Here is a 17,587-nt window from a genome sequence, read left to right as displayed (position 1 = left end):
GATGAGTAAGCTGCTCGCATGAATCAGCCATCCGTTTCTTCGCCCAGCGCCCGTGGCCCAGCCGATCACGACATCCGAGACCAGATTGTCGCGGCGGCCAACGAGCATTTCAGTCAGTACGGTTACGGCAAAACAACGGTTTCTGACCTAGCCAAGGCCATCGGTTTTTCCAAGGCTTACATCTACAAGTTCTTTGAATCCAAGCAGGCGATTGGTAACGCTATCTGTACAAATTGCCTGACGGAAATCGTTGCAGCTGTGGAGCAGGCCATCAATGCAGACGGCATCTCGCCGACTGAGCGTTTTCGGCGATTGGTCAAAACCCTAATCGCTACAGGTGTGAGCCTGTTCTTTAACGACCGTAAACTCTATGATATCGCAGCGTTCTCCGCGTCGGAGCGCTGGCCGAGCTCGCAAGTCTATGACGCTCAGATCAAGAACTTTGTGTTGCAAATCGTGCGTGAGGGGCGAGAGCTCGGTGAGTTTGAACGCAAGACTCCGCTGGACGAGACGGTAGAGGCGATTCATCTCGCTCTGCGGCCCTTCATCAATCCTCTGCTATTGCAGTACAACCTCGATTTTGTTGAAGAAGCCCCTTCTCTCATCTCCAATCTTGTTCTGCGCAGCCTGATGCCTTAAACCTCTGCTGACGGATGCGCTGCGCATCCGTATTAGCGTGTGCACCTGAAAAAACTAGATATCGAGCCTCTTTGCTCTGCTCTGATCAAGTGGGCGATGTTCATTCGTCTCGGTAGTGACTATTGACATAAATGGTCACTTGAATAAGCATGGGGCATCCGCTACTGAGAGGTCTCTATGATCCAGCGCCACCACCTGTCATTCATTTTCATTGTCTTGTTGCCGTTTGCCCTAGCGGCCTGCAACGAGGCCACGCCTGCCGATCCTCGCCTTCAAGTGCCCTTGGTGCGCATCGGCGTGGTTCAACCCTCCGCGCCTGCGGCACGGGTATTCACCGGTATCGTCGCGGCCCGAGTTCAGAGCGATCTCGGTTTTCGGGTGCCTGGGAAGGTCTTGGAGCGTTTGGTGGATGCTGGACAGAGTGTCAAGCGCGGGCAGCCACTTATGCGAATCGATGCCAACGACCTGACGCTGACCGCGCGGGCACAGCAGGAAGCGGTACTGGCCGCCATGGCCCGAGCTCGGCAGGCCTCCGATGACGAGCTTCGCTACCGTGATCTGGTGTCCGTCGGAGCGGTATCTGCTTCAGCTTACGCAGGGTTCAAAGCAGCTGCCGACTCGGCGAAAGCCCAACTCAACGCTGCCCAGGCCCAGGCTGATGTGGCGATAAACGCGACCGGTTATTCGACGTTGCTGGCGGATGCTGACGGGGTGGTAGTGGATACCTTGGCGGAGCCGGGGCAGGTAGTTGGCGCAGGGCAGGTGGTGGTACGCGTTGCCCATTCAGGGCAGCGCGAGGCCGTGATCCAGTTACCCGAGACGCTACGTCCTGCGCTGGGCTCGGCGGCGACGGTTGAGCTATACGGCCAGCACCAGACTGCAGGTAAAGCGCGTTTACGCCAGTTGTCCGACTCTGCCGACCGACAGACCCGAACGTTTGAAGCGCGTTATGTGCTGGAGGGGGCACTCTCCAACGCCACCCTGGGTTCGACGATATCAGTGGTTATCGCTGACATGGATGTTGCTGATGCCAAGGAATTACAGGTGCCCATGGGGGCACTCTACGACGCCGGTAAAGGCCCGGGGGTCTGGGTGGTGGGCGGGGAAACTGAGCAGGTGGCATGGCGCCCGATCAAGGTTCGCGGCCTGAATAATGAGGCCAGCGTGCGCGTGATGGGGGATCTGCAGGTGGGTGATCGAGTTGTCGCATTGGGTGCTCACTTGCTGAGCGAGGGAGAGAAGGTCAGGACTGAACTCGCCGATGCTCCGCAAAATTCAGTGGTTGAGGTAAGTCGATGAGCGGCTTCAATCTTTCGGCGCTGGCCGTACGCGAGCGCTCAATCACCCTGTTTTTGATCCTGCTGATTTCTGTGGGTGGGTTGTACGCCTTCTTCAAACTGGGGCGTGCGGAAGATCCCGCATTCACCATTAAACAAATGACGGTGGTCACCGCCTGGCCTGGGGCGACAGCCCAGGAGATGCAAGACCAGGTGGTAGAAAAGCTGGAAAAACGCATGCAGGAACTGCGTTGGTACGATCGGACCGAGACCTTTACCCGGCCCGGCTTGGCATTCACTACGGTGTACCTGCTCGACAGCACGCCGCCCTCAGCCGTCCAGGAGGAGTTTTACCAGGCGCGCAAGAAAATCCTGGATGAGCAGAAGGGGTTGCCGTCTGGGGTGATCGGCCCGATGGTCAATGATGAGTATTCCGATGTCACCTTCGCGCTCTATGCGCTCAAGGCCAAGGGCGAGCCCCAACGTCTGTTGGTGCGCGAAGCCGAGAGCTTGCGCCAGCGTCTGCTGCATGTGGCGGGTGTGAAGAAGGTCAACATCATCGGTGAACAGGCCGAGCGCATTTTTGTCGAGCTGTCCTACGAGCGTTTGGCGACACTGGGCATTTCCGCACGAGACATCTTCAGTGCGTTGAACACGCAAAACATGATAACCCCGGCAGGTTCGGTAGAAGCGAAGGGCCCACAGGTTTTCATCCGCCTGGATGGCGCGTTTGATGACCTGCAGAAGATTCGTAATACCCCACTGACGGTGCAAGGCAGAACCCTCAAGTTGTCCGATGTGGCTGAGGTCAAGCGTGGTTATGAGGACCCCGCGACGTTCCTGGTACGCAACAACGGCGAGCCGGCACTGTTGCTCGGCGTGGTCATGCGCGACGGCTGGAACGGCCTGGATTTGGGGAGGTCGCTGGACGCTGAGGCCACAGCGATCAACGAGCAGATGCCTTTGGGCATGAGCCTGACCAAGGTCACGGATCAGGCGGTGAATATTGGCGCCTCCGTCAACGAGTTCATGGTGAAGTTTTTTGCTGCCTTGGGCGTGGTGCTGCTGGTGTGTTTTCTCAGCATGGGCTGGCGTGTCGGCGTTGTGGTTGCCGCGGCGGTGCCGCTGACCCTGGCAGCCGTGTTCATTGTCATGGCGGCCACGGGCAAAGACTTTGATCGAATTACCTTGGGCTCGTTGATTCTGGCGCTGGGACTGCTGGTGGACGATGCAATCATTGCCATTGAAATGATGGTGGTGAAGATGGAGGAGGGCTACGACCGTATCAAGGCCTCCGCTTATGCCTGGAGCCACACGGCCGCGCCGATGTTGTCGGGAACGTTGGTGACGGCGATCGGCTTTATGCCCAACGGTTTTGCCAAGTCGACCGCTGGTGAGTACACCGCGAACATGTTCTGGATCGTTGGCATTGCGCTGATCACTTCCTGGGTGGTGGCCGTGGTGTTTACACCTTACCTGGGCGTCAAACTGCTGCCGCAGATCAAGGTGCCTGAAGGCGGGCATACGGCGATTTACGGTACACCGAACTACCAGCGTTTCAGGCGCCTGCTGGGCAGTGTGATCCGCCGCAAAGGCCTGGTGGCGACATCCGTCGTGGGCTTGTTTGTTGTTGCGATTTTGGGCATGGGCGTGGTCAAGAAGCAGTTCTTTCCAACGTCCGACCGGCCTGAGGTGCTGGTTGAGGTGCAGATGCCTTACGGCACGTCTATCGAACAGACTGATATGGCAGCGGCCAAAGTCGAGGCGTGGTTGGCTCAGCAGCCGGAGGCCAAGATCGTCACCGCTTACATTGGCCAAGGCGCGCCGCGCTTCTATTTGGCGATGGCCCCTGAGCTACCCGATCCATCCTTCGCAAAAATCGTCGTCCTGACGGCGAATCAGCAAGAGCGTGAGGCGCTCAAGCTCCGCCTCAGACAAGCGGCGGCCGATGGCTTGGCGCCTGAAGCTCGGGTGCGGGTGACGCAGTTGGTATTTGGTCCTTATTCACCGTATCCGGTGGCCTTTCGGGTGATGGGCGCCGACCCCGCGGTGTTGCGGGATATCACCGCGCAGGTGCGTGAGGTCATGACCGCCAGCCCCATGATGAGGACCGTCAACACCGACTTGGGTGAGCGTGCGCCGGCACTTCATCTCACGCTGGATCAGGATCGCCTGCAAGCATTCGGCTTGACCTCGACCGATGTCGCGCAACAGCTGCAATTCCTGCTCACGGGGGTGCCTGTCACCGAGGTGCGTGAGGACATTCGTTCGGTTCAGGTGATCGCTCGCTCGGCGGGAGAGACGCGTCTGGATCCGTCGAAAATTGCCGCCTTCACGCTGACCGGCGTCCAAGGCCAGCGCGTGTCGCTGTCCCAGGTAGGGGCGGTGGATGTGCGCATGGAGGAGCCCATTCTGCGACGTCGTGATCGTACGCCGACGATAACCGTGCGCGGTGACGTGGCTGAAGGTCTTCAGCCTCCTGATGTCTCCAACGCCTTGATAACGCAGTTGCAGCCCATCATCGAAAAACTGCCGGCGGGCTACCGGATTGAGTTTGCCGGCGCGATCGAGGAGTCGGGTAAAGCGAACAAGGCATTGCTACCGTTGTTCCCGATCATGATCGCGCTGATGTTGCTGACCATCATTATTCAGGTGCGCTCAATGTCGGCAATGATGATGGTGTTCGCCACCGCGCCTTTGGGCCTGATTGGTGTGGTGCCAATTCTGCTGCTGTTCCAGCAGCCGTTCGGGATCAACGCCTTGGTGGGATTGATTGCCTTGTCAGGGATTCTGATGCGCAACACGCTGATCCTCATTGGCCAGATTCACTCTAATAAGCAAGCCGGTCTGTCGCCTTATGACGCAGTGGTCGAAGCCACTGTGCAGCGTGCACGGCCAGTGATTCTCACGGCGTTGGCGGCGATGCTGGCGTTCATTCCGCTGACCCATTCGGTGTTCTGGGGAACGCTGGCGTACACCCTGATTGGCGGTACGTTTGCCGGCACCGTGCTGACCCTGGTGTTCCTGCCAGCGATGTACGCCCTCTGGTTCAAGATCAAGCCCGAGCCCGCGCATGAGCTTGCAGCGAACACTCATGTTGCTTGATACCTGCGTGCCTGGATCGTCTCAAAAAGGAAAATCGATATGAGCTCGTTGGCCCGGATTTCTCAGCAGTTTGATCCCGCTGCGCCCTTCGTGGCTCCGGCCAACTGGCTTCAGGGAAGAACGGTGTTTTGCGGGCTATCTGCAGCCCTGTCATTGCGGACGGTGTTGCTTGAGGCATGGCCGGATTTACCGTCATTCAAGTCCGCGCAGGTCTCATTTATAGGACGATTCCAGTGGGTGGTTCATAGGTGCGCAACCTGAACGCTGTCTTATGAAGAAGTACTAATTTATGATGCCGCATTGATAAATTTGGAAACGGCATCATGAGTACACGTTCCGACCTCCTGAGCAGCGCTGAGATTCTGTTGCGTACCAAGGGTTACGCAGCGTTCAGCTATGCCGATCTGGCGGAAGACATCGGTATCAAGAAGGCGAGTATTCACCACCACTTTCCCACCAAAGAAATTCTGGCGATTGCCATCGTTGAGAGTTATCTGTTCCGGTTCAAGAATCAGCTGGAATGCATCAATGATGAAAATACCGGCATTATCGATCGGCTCAATGCATTCGCCTTGATGTTCGCGCAAAGCAGTAAAAACGCGATGCTTCCGCTCTGCGGCGCCTTGGCGGCGGAATTGCTGGCTTTGCCTGAAAGCCTAAAGGAATTGACGCGGGATTTTTTCGAAATCCATCTCAATTGGCTTCAGGCCAATATCGCACTGGGCCAAGCGGCAGGGGAACTCAAAGCTGAGCTGAACGGCGTGAAGGTTGCCAGGTTCATCTTGAATACGTTGGAAGGTGGCAGCTTTGTATCTTGGGCGCTGAGCGACAATTACGAACAGTCTTCTGGATTTGATTTCATTTTAGATGGACTTCGGGTTACCGAAACACATCACTGAGGTTCGATCAGCTTTATTCTGCGTCATAAATCGACCGATTCTGCCCCCGCTGGCTCGGTCCGTTTTCCCTCCTCGTAAGTGGTTTCAGCCGCTTAGCTCACACTCTCTGAATTCTTTTTGCGCGCACTCAATCTGACGAGCGTACGTCTAGTCTCGCATTTTGGTTGCGGATACCTACCCATGTCTACACTTTCGGTGTGTGATCAGAAGTACAAGATTAAGTAGAAATTACTGCATTGATATCGGAGTTATCCCTATTCAGGAAAACTCTGTCGGAGCTGGTTTTTTTGGCGATTGGTTATAAGTAGAATAATTTATTGATCGACAACCTACTAGTTGGTAGGCTTGTTTCTCTTTCGGGCCAAACGCCCGGTCCATCCGAAGAGGAACGAACACATGAGCAACAACCTGAATGGTATCGATGTCGCCGCACTCCAGCAGTTTGCCCAAGGCGTTGCTGAGGATGCGACCAAGCGCCACGCGAGCTTCAACGTCAAGACTCAGTGGAAAGGCCAGACTCGCTCTGTGGCCAAAGTCAATCGCTACAGTCTGGCCGGTGAAACCTATTCGCGGGATTTCGAAATCGTCGCCGATGAGCCTAATGAATTGCTGGGCCAAAACACTGCGCCTAACCCTCAAGAGCTGCTGATGGCCGCTCTCAACGCCTGCATGTCGGTCGGTTATGCCGCCAACGCCGCGATGATGGGTATCAAGATTCACAGCCTGGAAATCGAAACGGACGGCACCCTCGACCTGCGTGGCTTCCTGGGCATCGACGAAAGCGTCAACCCGGGCTACGACGAAGTGAGTGTAGTGATTCGCCTGCATACCGACGCCTCCCGTGAGCGTGTTGAGGAGCTGCACAACGTGGTGCTCAAAACCTCTGTCAACTACGCCAACTTTTCGAAAGCTATCCGTATGGTGCCGACCCTCGAAGTGCGTGAGGGCTGATTCGCCTGTTTCAAACAGATTCAAACCTAGCGTGCACCGGTAGGCGGCTAGCTGCCCTGGTGCCGACCCTTACGAAATCTGGATAACCGGAGTCTGCAATGAATGATTTTTTCAAAGGTAAAAAACTGCTAGTTGTCGGTGGCACCAGTGGCATGGGCTTGGAAACGGCCCGCATGGTGCTCAAGGCAGGCGGCAGCGTGGTGCTCACCGGCAGCAAGCAAGACAAGGCCGATGCGGTGCGTAATGAGCTGAGCCCGCTGGGCCCTGTGTCGGTGATCGTCGCCAACCTGATGACTGAAGAAGGCATGAATTTTGTTCGCAAGGAAATCAATGCCAACCATAGCGATATCAGCCTGATGGTGAACTCCGCCGGGATCTTTATTCCCAAGCCGTTCACCGAGCACGATGAGGCCGAGTACGACATGTACCTGTCTCTGAACCGCGCGACCTTCTTCATCACTCAGGCCGTGGTCAAGAACATGCTGGCCGCCAAGCGCGAAGGGGCAATTGTCAATGTTGGCTCCATCGGTGCGCAGGCCGCATTAGCAGGTTCACCGGCCTCTGCCTACTCCATGGCAAAGGCAGGTCTGCATGCGCTGACACGCAACCTGGCAATCGAATTGGCTCACTCGGGTATTCGGGTCAACGCTGTCTCGCCAGGGATCGTTCACACCTCGATCTATGAAGGGTTCATGGACAAAGAGGCGATCCCGGAAGCGATGAAGTCGCTGAACGATTTCCACCCGTTGGGACGAGTCGGCGTTCCCGAAGACGTCGCCAACACCATCCTGTTCCTGCTGTCGGACAAGACGTCCTGGGTGACCGGCGCAATCTGGGACGTGGATGCTGGAATTATGGCTGTTCGGGCCTGACCACAGTGGCGAGCGCGGTCTGATGAGAGCTCCCATCGCGGGAGCTTTCACGCCTTCACTCAGTTCAAGTGAAAGAAGGCTGAATGCTGGCCGCAGGAGTCTTCAATGTCGATCACGACAAAAGCAGCGCTGTTGAGAGTCGCGGAAACCCAAATGCGCTCCAAGGGCTATTCCGCGTTCAGTTATACCGATCTTGCGGCGCAGATCGGCATTAGAAAAGCCAGTATTCACCATCACTTCCCGACCAAGGAAAGCCTGGGCGCGGAGTTGATCAAGGACTACATCAAACGCTTCGATGCGACCCTCAGTTCGATCGAAGAAACGCATGTCGATCCGCTGCTGCGGCTTCGTGGTTTTGCCCGGCTTTTCATCATCAGCGCCAACGAGGGGCTGCTGCCCTTGTGTGGTGCCCTGGCGGCAGAAATGGCGGCACTGCCGCTGTCGCTCACTCGGGCGTTCTTTGAAACCCAGCTCGATTGGCTTCAGGCCACCCTCAATGCAGGGGTCCGGCAGCGCAACTGGTCGCCGGACAAACCCGTTGAGACCTACGCGTTCATGCTGCTGAGCAGCCTGGAGGGCGCGAGCCTTATCGATTGGACATTGGGCCGATCAACCGACCCGTTGGCAGGCTTCGATCATTTGCTTGAAACGCTGGTAACGCGGTCTTGATTTCTTTGAGTACAGGACGAGTCATGCAAACTTCTTCGAAAAAATATGCAGTGGATATCTGGTCTGATTTTGTTTGCCCTTGGTGCTGGGTAGCCAAGCGTCGATTCGAGCGGGCGCTCGATAAATTTGCTGAAAAAGACAATGTACAAGTCAACGTCAGGGCCTATCGTCTGGCGGCGAATCAAGCGCCAGAGCCTATGATCGCTGCCCTTAAACGCAAGCTCGGCAATCCGGATTCCGCTGTCGCAATGATGAACACCGTCAGTAAATATGGCCAGGCCGATGGGCTTGATTACCGCTTTGACAGCATGCTGTTTGGCGATACTGCCGATGCCCATGTACTGGTCAAGGCGGTTGCGGACGAAGCCGTTAAAAAACGCCTGGTCGAGGCGCTATATGAGCAAAGCACCTCCCATGGTCAGTCGCTGTTTGATCGCGGCAGCCTGGAGGCCATAGCCAAGGCCGTAGGTGTTTCGGACGTGTTAATCCAACGGGCGTGGTCATCCGTTGAATTGCGCGAAGAGATGGAGGAAGACGAACATATCGCCGCGCAACTAGGTTCGGGCGTGCCTTTGTTTGTATTCGATAATGCCTTCTCATTGTCCGGTGCTCAGCCTGAGGCTGCTTTTCTTGAAGCGCTGAACAAGATGCAGGAGAAGTCGAAAGTCGAAGATGACGCATTCAACAGTCAAGTCTGCGGCATAGATGGCTGCAAAATTTGATCAGCAGAAGCGGTGCGGCACTGGGTTGTGCCGCCCTTCATCCATATTGAGAGCGAGATCCAAATGAGCCGTATCGTTGAGTTGAGTGCTCAGCAGTTCGCCCGCTTTGTGGCCAAAGGCAGCAGCGTCGTACTGTTTTCAGCGTCCTGGTGCAAGCCTTGTCAGGAGATGAAGCCGGTCTTTCATGCTTTGGAAGAAAAGCTTCACTCCCTGGCGGCTTTTGCAAAGATTGATGTGGCGGTGTCTCCGACGATCGCGCAAATGTACGGTATCCGGGCGGTGCCATCCTTGGCGGTGTTCCATGAGGGGCGGCTGCTGCGGGTCATGCCCGGATCCCGTTCAGTTGGAGCAATGAAAAAAGCCATTCTTGCGGAGTTGGAAGAGGCGATTTAACCGAACCTCCTCCATCAGCGGTCAGGCTGATCAGCCTGGCGTTCTTTTTCATCCCTCGGGTGTGGATTTGCCCCGGACCAGTTATCGATGGGATGAGCGCGGTCTTCGTTGAAGATTTCCGTTAACAGCGCGTTGGCCCGTTTGTAGGCGTCATACTTGAACTCGGTATCATCCACAGGCTGCGCGGCCATTTCTTCCAGCATCTCCAGGTTCAGGCGACGGAATCGATCCGCTCGTTCGCGGGCTTTGTAGCGACCAATGCCCAGTTGCTCCAATGCCCTGCGGCCCAAGGACAATGCGAAAGCAGGGTCGAGGGGCAGCGTTGAAAGCACCGTGGACAGCCACAGGCGTCAGCCTGCGCATCTGGCAGTAGGTCGCGGTCGCATGCAGGGGTTGGGTAAGCACCGAACACTCGGGGGTGGTCACCCATGTCGAACTGGTCGTGCTCGCCGCCGGTGGTCACGGCCCACAACAAGCTCTTACCTTTGAGTGCGGTGGCGCCTTTGCCATAGGCCCACCCATGGGTGAAGACTTTATCGATCCACAATTTCAGCAGCGGCCGGCAGCTGTACCAGTACAGCGGATGTTGCAGGATCAGAAGCTCTGCCTGTTCTAGGGATTGCTGTTCGGCTTGGACCTCGATGTTGAAGTCCGGGTACAGGTCATAAAGGGAGCGTATGAACACATCCGGGTTATTGGAGGCTTGCCTGAGCATCACCTCGCTAACCTTGGATGTGTCGGGGTAAGGGTGAGCGTAATGATCAGAATCATTGTGAGCATTCCACGACAAATCGCGAGTTCATTCAGAACGAAAAAACTCTCTGGTCGTTGGGCATAAAGATGCCCACCGACCAGAGAGTCGCTTCTTGGGGATGGAACCCTTATTTACCTACTTGCAGTTTCAATATGTCCTGCGCAGTCACGGGTTCGCCAGCGATTCCCCAATCTCCGCTTTTGACCTCTTCGAAGATGACCCAGGTGAGGGCGCGCATGTTTTCACCTTCTACAGACACCATGGCGTCCGTCACTTTCTGGATGACTTCGGCTTTCTGCTTGTCGGTAAAAACGCCTTCAATGCCTTTGATGGTAACGAGAGGCATGGTGTGCTCCTTAACGTCTGAAGTGGACAGTGATGAAACAGCGAATAATCAGGCTTTGGCTGCAACGTATTCCGGGTAGTCGGTGTAACCCTTGGCAATGCGATCGCTGACACCGTAGTAAGTCGCGCGATCACCCTCTGCCAGTGGCCAGCCGTTCTGCATGCGCTCCACCAAATCGGGGTTGGCGATGTAGGCCGTACCGAAGGCGATCAAGTCGAGTTCACCTTTAACCAGTTCCGACTCAGCGAGGGCTTGGTTAAACCCACCGGCGGCCATCAAGGTACCCTTGTAGACTTCACGGAACGCGGCGCCGAACCCCGGCGGCGTTTCAGCGGCGACGATGGTCGGTTGGTAGTTCAGGTGGACGTAGGCCAGTTCGCGTTCATTAAGCGCTGCCGCCATGCTCATCCAGGTTTCTGCTTCACCTTCGTACACACCAAAGTCATACAGGCGGCCAAACGGCGAGAACCGTACGCCAATCTTCGAGCCGCCGATTTCGGCAGAAATCGCGTCAATGGTTTCCAGCAGAAAGCGCTGGCGATTGGCGATCGAGCCACCGTACTGGTCGGTACGGGTGTTCAAGGCGCTGCTGAGGAACTGATCGAACAGGAACCCGTTGGCAGCCATGATTTCGATACCGTCAAAACCGGCCTCCATCGCCATACGCGCAGACTTCACAAAGTCAGCGATGACACGTTTCACTTCTTCCGTTTCCAGCGAACGGGGCACGCTGGGTTGCACAGCGCCGGATTCACCAGGCTCGATCCAGGCATACACCGTGGTATCGACCGCCGGCTGAGTACCCGAAGAAACCGGAACCATGCCATGCACCGAAATATGGGACATACGGCCAACGTGCCATAACTGCGCGAAGATCTTCCCGCCCTTGGCATGCACCGCGTCGGTGACCTGACGCCAGCCTGGCAAGTGTTCGTCGGCATAAATACCAGGGGTGTACAGGTAGCCACGGGCTTCGTCGGAAATCGGCAGGCCTTCGGTGATCAGCAGACCAGCAGAAGCACGCTGTGCGTAATACAGCGCGGTGAACTCGTTAGGGATGTTGTCTAGTGTCCGGGTGCGGGTCATGGGGGCCATAACGACCCGGTTTTTTAGCGCAGTACCGGACAGATCGTAAGGGGTGAACAGCTTATTCATGATTAGTCTCGAAGTCGTTAACAGGTTGAAAGTCAGCGTTTGATTTACGACTTATCGAATGCGTCCAGCACATGTGTGCTGTACACCAACGCGGCACCGGCGTTCATGTTGATTGCCACGCCCAGTGCTTCGGCGACTTCTTCACTGGTGACGCCAAGTTTCTTGGCTTCGGCGGCGTGGAAGGCGATGCAACCGTCGCAGCGGGTGGTCACGGCCACGGCGAGGGAAATCAGTTCGCGGGTCTTCGCGTCCAGGTGATTGGTCTTGCCGCCGGCAGCGCCGAGCGCCGCCATGCCTTTCATTGTTTCCGGAGACAGGCCGTTTAGTTCTACCAAACGAGTATTGATGTCTTTGCGGGTTTGCTTCCAATCTTGCATGGGATTCTCACAGGGATGGTGTTAATTACAGTTATCTAAAAACTTGCTAAAAAACTACCATCCAGTTGGTAGGCATACAATGTGTTCGTGATAATTTTCACTATTAACGCAATCGAAGGTATTGATAGTTTGGTCCAGAACAATAGAAAATCGCTTCATGGGGATGACGATTACTGGACTGTTGATTGTCAGCACCGCTTGCTGTCAGGCATCGTCGAGACGCTCACATACTGATCGTCGCGGAGCGCCGTCATGGTTCGATTCACACTGGACAACCGGTTTTGCGCGGTAGCGATGCCGATATCGCACTTATTCAACTTGCTGACGCAGATGTCCGGCGTAGTCCAGCAAGGTCTGTCGATCAATCTGCCGCGCATCGTTAAACCCGGGACCATCCTCCGACCGACACCACCGCACAAACGCCTGCCAGCGATCACTGTGTGCTTTGACCGTCCCGTAATGCCCGCCGCCAAACAGATCCCGCAATGCCTGCGGACCGGCATAACTCAGTTGTCGCCCATAGCCAAAATTGCGCCCATCCCGTCTACCGACCAATGCCATGCTCCAACTCCTCTCGAAGCCAAAATCCTTGAAGCTTTCCCCACGTCATCCCGCCACGGATGTTGAGTGTTATCAGGGATCAAGGCCTCTGCGACCTGTGAGGGTTGTCCACTAACGCGGGACTGGCGGCTCTTTACGACCGGGAGCTTGGGCATCTCGTGATCTGGCCTCCTGAACACTTCCGAAGACGTGGGCGGGCGGAGGCTGCGCTGGCTGACGAGACCGGCGCCGCGAGATCCTGAGTCAGGTGAAGGCAGTGATGCGATGACCGGGGCGTGCCTGACTGTCAGTCAGGTGCAGTCCATTCCTTGGGCTGCGGCACCATCATCTGCATCGCTGTTGCTGGTGACTTTTCGGTGTTTGTCACGCCGATTGTCACGCGGGGGATTGCCGCAAAGCCTTGTACAAGTTGGGCTGCAGCAGCGGTAGGAGCGCCCGTCTCTTTCCGGGAGAAAGAGACGGGCGCAGGTTGGCGCAATAAAATGGCCAAGCGGATAGGTTGCTGCAGGGCAGCTATGAAAGGGGGATGAGTTGCTGCAGTGGGCACACTGGTAGAAGTAGGCATCCATCACATCGCTGTGATCGTGCGAGCCGCCGGACGCTAATCGCACTTTGGGAGAACCACCACGGTGTGGCGTAGCCTTAAAGGTTCTGGCTACCTGGGTTGCTGTCAACGACAGCGTTTGCACGATCTTTTCTACGCCTGTGGATAATTAGGGTCAAGGCTCGATTTTTCGAGAATTCTGCGGCTGAGAATGACATCAGCTGTCTATGGAAATCATTGGTTTCCATAAGACGGTTGCGCCGATTTTTAGATTTTTCAAGTGAGGTCCATCCAAGCAGGGCGGCTTTGCAGCCCTGTTTGGATGGGCCCGCGTGGACAAGCGGATCACTGAGGTATGAGAGCCGAGCGCTTACTCAGTTGCGCCACGTTTTGCTTTTAGTCGAGTGACATTCGCCCCCGTCTGATTGGCGAATTCGCGTGGGCTGACATGCTTCTGCTGATTAGCCTCAAGGTAGCGACTCCACCAGTTCATGATCAGCCTGCGCTCCTCGATGAACTCGGCCTTGTGGATATAAGCGGCGCGGACGTTGTTGCGTTCCTTGTGGCTCATCTGCCGCTCGATGGCTGTGTCCGTCCACAAACCCGACTCGATCAGTGCGCTGCAGGCCATCGAACGAACGCCATGGCCGCAGATCTCGGTTTTGGTGTCGTACGCCATCTTCCGAAGCGCGCTGTTCACCGTGTTTTCGGACATCGGTTTCCAAGACTTGGTATCGCCTGCGAACACTAAGTCAAATTTGCCGGTGAGGGTGTGGATCTGCTTGAGCAGGGCGACCGCTTGCGGCGATAAGGGTACAAGATGGATATCGCCTGCCATCTTCGTGCCCCTTGTGGAAAAGGGTACGCCTTCCAACGCTGGTCGCATGTCGGGTATTTCCCAGACGCCACGTTTGAGGTCGAACTCGCTCCAGCGGGCGAAGCGCAGCTCGCTGGAGCGTACAAACACGTGCAGCGACAGCAAGACCGTCAGCCGGGTAAGTGCGCGCCCTTTATAGGTGTCGATCCGTTCCTGCAATTCAGGCAAGCGCGATAAGGATAAGACGGGGCGGTGGACAACTCGCAAGGCTTTGATCGAGCCTACGAGGTCGTAAGCAGGGTTTACAGTGATAAGCCGGAGGCGCTTTGCCTCGCGCATGATGCTCTGCAGGTAGTTATGTACCCTTATGCAATGTCTATCGTTCCGCGCTTTTTGATCGCTTCCAGGGGGCGCATAAGGTCGTGGGTATCTAGGTCGACAATTGCGCGGGCGCCGATCAGTGGGAAGAGGTGAGTTTTGAGGCGACTCATCACTGTCTTGGAATAGTCCGGTGCCCACTTGGCTGACATTTCCGTGTGCCAGCCGAGAGCAACGCTTTCAAAGGTGCGGCCTTTGATCAGAGCGTCCGTCTTGGCTTGGGTCTTGGCTCCTATGGGGTCAATGCCATCCGCCAGCATTCGCTTGACCTCCAAGCGCTTACGGCGCGCATCGGCGAGGCCAACGATGGGGTAGTTGCCGAATGAGGTCAGTCCTTCCCGGCCATCAGGTTTGACGTATCTAAGACGCCAGCCTTTGCGGCCATTGAGTTGGACTAGAAGGTAAAGGCCGTCGCCGTCGAAAAGCTTGTAGGCGCGGTCTGCGGGCTTGGCCGAACGGCAAGCGGCGTCGGAGAGTGGATCAGTGGTGCGCGACATAAGGGTACTCCCTTTTATCGAACTGATCTTTATCCCAAACTCACCCTTGAAATGGCTGGTACTTACCGGAACCCGACAGAACGCCAAAACGAAAAAACCCGCCAAAAAGGCGGGTTTTTTCGGTTGCTTCAGAGATTTTGAAAGCCTTCTCTGGAGCCTTGTATGGCTCCACGACCTGGACTCGAACCAGGGACCCAGTGATTAACAGTCACTTGCTCTACCAACTGAGCTATCGCGGAATGGCGTGTATGTTACTGATTCAAAAAGAGAAGTCAAGCATCTGTTAACAACTTGATGGATTCATCGAGACGGACGGTGGTTTATCGACCTTGGACGGTTACCAGAATCGCCTCAGGGGTCTACCATGTCCGCCCGGAAGTGGTTACACGCGCTGCCGGCCATTCGCCGAAAAGGTACGCGCCATGAATCACCCAATCCTCACCCCTCAAGACAACGGGGTGTTCGCATGAGCATCGCTCAGATCAGCCTGCCCAAAGGTGTCGGCCCGCATGCCGAAAAGCTGTTTGACGCGATCACTCAGGCCGGCACCGCTGACGATCTGAACCGCGCGGGCGGCAAGGCTGAAGGCTTCGTCCTCGGTCTGGAAAGCGCCAAAGCCATCAAGAGTCAGGTCGCCGAATCGCTCTACGTCGCCTATGACGACGCCGCCAGTCAGCGTGCGACCGAACTGGCTTAACCGCCGAAGGTCACCGTGGCGAGCATCAGCTTGGCGTACAGCATCGTGGCGGCCAGTTGCACCAGCCACAAGGCCAGGCCGCCGAGAAATACGCCAGCGGCCACTTGCAGTACCAGGTTATTGCTGCGTTTGGCCGGGACGCGGGGAGTGAAGTCATTCAAGTCGTCCAGGTCATCGCGCTCGGCGCGCAGGTCATCGTTTTTCATGTGGGTTCTCGTCAGAATTCTCGGGTGTTCACAAAACCTGTGGGAGCGGGCTTGCTCGCGAATGCGGTGGGTCAGCTTGAATAAGTACTGAATGTACCGCCGCCTTCGCGAGCAAGCCCGCTCCCACATTTTGATATGTGTGCAGTCTAGAGCGGTCAGTCGTTGCTTTGAGAATTATCTGCAATCAAAAAAAAACGGGAAGCCAAATGGCTTCCCGTTTTTCGTATCACGCAACGACTCAGATCACCGCAACGATGGCCTTGGTCACCGCATCAATGTTGCTCTGGTTCAGCGCCGCCACGCAGATGCGGCCGGTGTCCAGGGCGTAGATGCCGAACTCGCTGCGCAGACGGGTGACTTGTTCAACCGTCAGGCCGGAGTAGGAGAACATGCCGCGCTGGCGACCGACGAAGCTGAAATCACGCTGTGGCGCGTTTTTCGCCAGCAGGTCGACCATCTGGGTGCGCATGCCGCGAATCCGCAGGCGCATTTCCGCCAGTTCTTCTTCCCACTGGGCGCGCAGTTCCGGGCTGTTCAGCACTGCCGCGACGATGCTTGCACCGTGGGTCGGCGGGTTGGAGTAGTTGGTGCGGATCACGCGTTTGACTTGCGACAGCACGCGCGCGCTTTCTTCTTTCGATTCGCTGACGATCGACAGGGCGCCAACGCGCTCGCCGTACAGCGAGAAGGATTTGGAGAACGAGCTGGAGACGAAGAAGGTCAGGCCCGACTCAGCGAACAGACGCACGGCAGCGGCGTCTTCGTCGATGCCATCGCCAAAACCCTGGTAGGCCATGTCGAGGAACGGTACGTGACCTTTGGCTTTCACCACGTCCAGGACGTTTTTCCAGTCCGCCGGGCTCAGGTCCACGCCGGTCGGGTTGTGGCAGCAGGCGTGCAGCACAACGATCGAGCCGGACGGCAGGGCGTTCAAGTCTTCGAGCAGGCCGGCACGGTTAACGTCGTGGGTCGCGGCGTCGTAGTAGCGGTAGTTCTGCACCGGGAAACCGGCGGTTTCGAACAGGGCGCGGTGGTTTTCCCAGCTCGGATCGCTGATCGCCACGACAGCGTTCGGCAGCAGTTGCTTGAGGAAGTCTGCACCGATTTTCAGGGCGCCCGTGCCACCAACGGCCTGGGTGGTGATGACGCGGCCAGCGGCGATCAGTGGCGAGTCATTGCCGAACAGCAGTTTCTGCACAGCCTGGTCGTAGGCGGCGATGCCGTCGATTGGCAAGTAGCCACGGGACGCGTGTTGAGCGACGCGAATCGTCTCGGCTTCGACAACGGCGCGCAGGAGTGGAATTCGCCCCTCCTCGTTGCAGTAAACACCGACCCCCAAGTTGACCTTGGTGGTACGTGGATCGGCGTTGAATGCTTCGTTGAGGCCCAGGATTGGATCGCGTGGTGCCATTTCGACAGCGGAGAACAGGCTCATTTTTGCGGCGGCTCTGAATGGAGAGTGGAGGGACGTGTCGCGCTCCAGCCGAATGCACTAGAGCGGTGCACAAACGGGGAGCTAGTATAGAGGCCATCTGCGATTGATGGCGACAGACGATTCGGCTTTTAGGTTAAGTTTTTGCGATTATTTTTCGACCGTTAGTCGAATGTCGGCATCAAAGACTTCAAGGGATGTAGGACGTTTGCCTTGAAAGCGCAGGCAATCGGCACCACATTGAGCACAATCCAGTTTTTTCCTCGGGCGACGTGAGTCGTTTGCGGCCTATCTCG

At 56.5% G+C, this 17,587-nt stretch carries 15 protein-coding genes, 1 tRNA gene and 4 pseudogenes; 10 read left to right on the top strand and 10 right to left on the bottom strand.

What is annotated here, in order from left to right; translation table 11 throughout:
* The first annotated feature begins 18 nt into the window (after nt 1–18).
* The 9 genes from ACA053_RS19155 (at nt 19) to ACA053_RS19115 (ending at nt 9,527) form a co-directional block, all read left to right on the top strand.
* Nucleotides 19–639 (top strand): TetR/AcrR family transcriptional regulator, encoded by a 621-nt coding sequence (locus tag ACA053_RS19155; RefSeq protein WP_109633246.1) that lies wholly within the window; start codon nt 19–21, stop codon nt 637–639.
* A gap of 177 nt (nt 640–816) precedes the next feature.
* On the top strand, nt 817–1,938 hold the full coding sequence (locus ACA053_RS19150) for an efflux RND transporter periplasmic adaptor subunit (RefSeq protein WP_497312528.1): 1,122 nt from the start codon (nt 817–819) through the stop codon (nt 1,936–1,938).
* A complete protein-coding gene (locus ACA053_RS19145) occupies nt 1,935–5,021 on the top strand; it encodes an efflux RND transporter permease subunit (protein ID WP_497393402.1) in 3,087 nt (1,028 codons plus the stop codon). The genes ACA053_RS19150 and ACA053_RS19145 overlap by 4 nt, the downstream gene beginning before the upstream one ends.
* A 323-nt stretch (nt 5,022–5,344) precedes the next feature.
* The gene (locus ACA053_RS19140) at nt 5,345–5,920 is read left to right on the top strand and encodes a TetR/AcrR family transcriptional regulator (protein WP_497393401.1); all 576 of its coding nucleotides are present in this window, start codon (nt 5,345–5,347) and stop codon (nt 5,918–5,920) included.
* Between the two features lie 396 nt (nt 5,921–6,316).
* Complete coding sequence (locus ACA053_RS19135; RefSeq protein ID WP_104910643.1) at nt 6,317–6,871, top strand: OsmC family protein; 555 nt, start codon at nt 6,317–6,319, stop codon at nt 6,869–6,871.
* Nucleotides 6,872–6,969: 98 nt separating this feature from the next.
* On the top strand, nt 6,970–7,743 hold the full coding sequence (locus tag ACA053_RS19130; RefSeq protein WP_071550874.1) for an SDR family NAD(P)-dependent oxidoreductase: 774 nt from the start codon (nt 6,970–6,972) through the stop codon (nt 7,741–7,743).
* A gap of 105 nt (nt 7,744–7,848) precedes the next feature.
* Nucleotides 7,849–8,412 (top strand): TetR/AcrR family transcriptional regulator, encoded by a 564-nt coding sequence (locus ACA053_RS19125; RefSeq protein WP_497393400.1) that lies wholly within the window; start codon nt 7,849–7,851, stop codon nt 8,410–8,412.
* A 23-nt stretch (nt 8,413–8,435) separates the two neighbouring features.
* Nucleotides 8,436–9,134, top strand: a complete 699-nt coding sequence (locus ACA053_RS19120; protein ID WP_497312519.1) for a DsbA family oxidoreductase — start codon at nt 8,436–8,438, stop codon at nt 9,132–9,134.
* A 63-nt stretch (nt 9,135–9,197) separates the two neighbouring features.
* Nucleotides 9,198–9,527, top strand: a complete 330-nt coding sequence (locus ACA053_RS19115; RefSeq protein WP_497312517.1) for a thioredoxin family protein — start codon at nt 9,198–9,200, stop codon at nt 9,525–9,527.
* A 14-nt stretch (nt 9,528–9,541) separates the two neighbouring features.
* Here the strand turns inward: ACA053_RS19115 and ACA053_RS19110 are convergent.
* The 8 genes and pseudogenes from ACA053_RS19110 to ACA053_RS19075 all read right to left on the bottom strand — a co-directional run.
* Nucleotides 9,542–9,826 (bottom strand): annotated as a pseudogene (locus ACA053_RS19110) (glutathione-regulated potassium-efflux system protein KefC); the annotation flags it as partial.
* 13 nt (nt 9,827–9,839) lie between these two features.
* Nucleotides 9,840–10,242: pseudogene (locus ACA053_RS19105) on the bottom strand (NAD(P)H-dependent oxidoreductase); the annotation flags it as partial.
* A 166-nt stretch (nt 10,243–10,408) separates the two neighbouring features.
* A complete protein-coding gene (locus tag ACA053_RS19100; protein WP_071550870.1) occupies nt 10,409–10,627 on the bottom strand; it encodes a tautomerase family protein in 219 nt (72 codons plus the stop codon).
* A 48-nt stretch (nt 10,628–10,675) separates the two neighbouring features.
* Entirely contained in the window at nt 10,676–11,782 is a 1,107-nt protein-coding gene (locus tag ACA053_RS19095; RefSeq protein ID WP_457290496.1) for an alkene reductase, read from the bottom strand.
* A gap of 44 nt (nt 11,783–11,826) precedes the next feature.
* On the bottom strand, nt 11,827–12,159 hold the full coding sequence (locus ACA053_RS19090) for a carboxymuconolactone decarboxylase family protein (protein ID WP_014860758.1): 333 nt from the start codon (nt 12,157–12,159) through the stop codon (nt 11,827–11,829).
* Nucleotides 12,160–12,377: 218 nt separating this feature from the next.
* Nucleotides 12,378–12,720, bottom strand: a pseudogene (locus ACA053_RS19085) (integrase domain-containing protein); the annotation flags it as partial.
* A 914-nt stretch (nt 12,721–13,634) separates the two neighbouring features.
* Nucleotides 13,635–14,956: pseudogene (locus ACA053_RS19080) on the bottom strand (tyrosine-type recombinase/integrase).
* A gap of 163 nt (nt 14,957–15,119) precedes the next feature.
* Nucleotides 15,120–15,195: transfer RNA gene (locus tag ACA053_RS19075), tRNA-Asn, on the bottom strand.
* A gap of 227 nt (nt 15,196–15,422) precedes the next feature.
* On the opposite strand from ACA053_RS19075, the gene ACA053_RS19070 reads away from it, so the two are divergent.
* Nucleotides 15,423–15,653, top strand: coding sequence for a hypothetical protein (locus ACA053_RS19070; protein WP_109633241.1), 231 nt, complete (start codon nt 15,423–15,425; stop codon nt 15,651–15,653).
* On the opposite strand, the gene ACA053_RS19065 is transcribed toward ACA053_RS19070, so the two are convergent.
* Both ACA053_RS19065 and ACA053_RS19060 read right to left on the bottom strand, forming a co-directional pair.
* On the bottom strand, nt 15,650–15,859 hold the full coding sequence (locus ACA053_RS19065; RefSeq protein ID WP_109633239.1) for a hypothetical protein: 210 nt from the start codon (nt 15,857–15,859) through the stop codon (nt 15,650–15,652). The genes ACA053_RS19070 and ACA053_RS19065 overlap by 4 nt on opposite strands.
* A 238-nt stretch (nt 15,860–16,097) precedes the next feature.
* Nucleotides 16,098–17,294 (bottom strand): amino acid aminotransferase, encoded by a 1,197-nt coding sequence (locus ACA053_RS19060; RefSeq protein WP_497393399.1) that lies wholly within the window; start codon nt 17,292–17,294, stop codon nt 16,098–16,100.
* Nucleotides 17,295–17,587: the final 293 nt, after the last annotated feature.

The organism is Pseudomonas sp. LBUM1672, from assembly GCF_059695655.1.
This window is presented reverse-complemented; position numbering and strand designations above follow the sequence as displayed.

Excerpts from the sequence above, each read along its gene's own strand:
- ACA053_RS19065 (WP_109633239.1), bottom strand. The coding sequence starts at position 15,859 with ATGAAAAACGATGACCTGCGCGCCGAGCGCGATGACCTGGACGACTTG.
- ACA053_RS19140 (WP_497393401.1), top strand. The coding sequence starts at position 5,345 with ATGAGTACACGTTCCGACCTCCTGAGCAGCGCTGAGATTCTGTTGCGT.
- ACA053_RS19090 (WP_014860758.1), bottom strand. The coding sequence starts at position 12,159 with ATGCAAGATTGGAAGCAAACCCGCAAAGACATCAATACTCGTTTGGTA.
- ACA053_RS19125 (WP_497393400.1), top strand. The coding sequence starts at position 7,849 with ATGTCGATCACGACAAAAGCAGCGCTGTTGAGAGTCGCGGAAACCCAA.
- ACA053_RS19100 (WP_071550870.1), bottom strand. The coding sequence starts at position 10,627 with ATGCCTCTCGTTACCATCAAAGGCATTGAAGGCGTTTTTACCGACAAG.
- ACA053_RS19150 (WP_497312528.1), top strand. The coding sequence starts at position 817 with ATGATCCAGCGCCACCACCTGTCATTCATTTTCATTGTCTTGTTGCCG.
- ACA053_RS19145 (WP_497393402.1), top strand. The coding sequence starts at position 1,935 with ATGAGCGGCTTCAATCTTTCGGCGCTGGCCGTACGCGAGCGCTCAATC.
- ACA053_RS19130 (WP_071550874.1), top strand. The coding sequence starts at position 6,970 with ATGAATGATTTTTTCAAAGGTAAAAAACTGCTAGTTGTCGGTGGCACC.
- ACA053_RS19115 (WP_497312517.1), top strand. The coding sequence starts at position 9,198 with ATGAGCCGTATCGTTGAGTTGAGTGCTCAGCAGTTCGCCCGCTTTGTG.
- ACA053_RS19095 (WP_457290496.1), bottom strand. The coding sequence starts at position 11,782 with ATGAATAAGCTGTTCACCCCTTACGATCTGTCCGGTACTGCGCTAAAA.
- ACA053_RS19060 (WP_497393399.1), bottom strand. The coding sequence starts at position 17,294 with ATGAGCCTGTTCTCCGCTGTCGAAATGGCACCACGCGATCCAATCCTG.
- ACA053_RS19070 (WP_109633241.1), top strand. The coding sequence starts at position 15,423 with ATGAGCATCGCTCAGATCAGCCTGCCCAAAGGTGTCGGCCCGCATGCC.
- ACA053_RS19155 (WP_109633246.1), top strand. The coding sequence starts at position 19 with ATGAATCAGCCATCCGTTTCTTCGCCCAGCGCCCGTGGCCCAGCCGAT.
- ACA053_RS19135 (WP_104910643.1), top strand. The coding sequence starts at position 6,317 with ATGAGCAACAACCTGAATGGTATCGATGTCGCCGCACTCCAGCAGTTT.
- ACA053_RS19120 (WP_497312519.1), top strand. The coding sequence starts at position 8,436 with ATGCAAACTTCTTCGAAAAAATATGCAGTGGATATCTGGTCTGATTTT.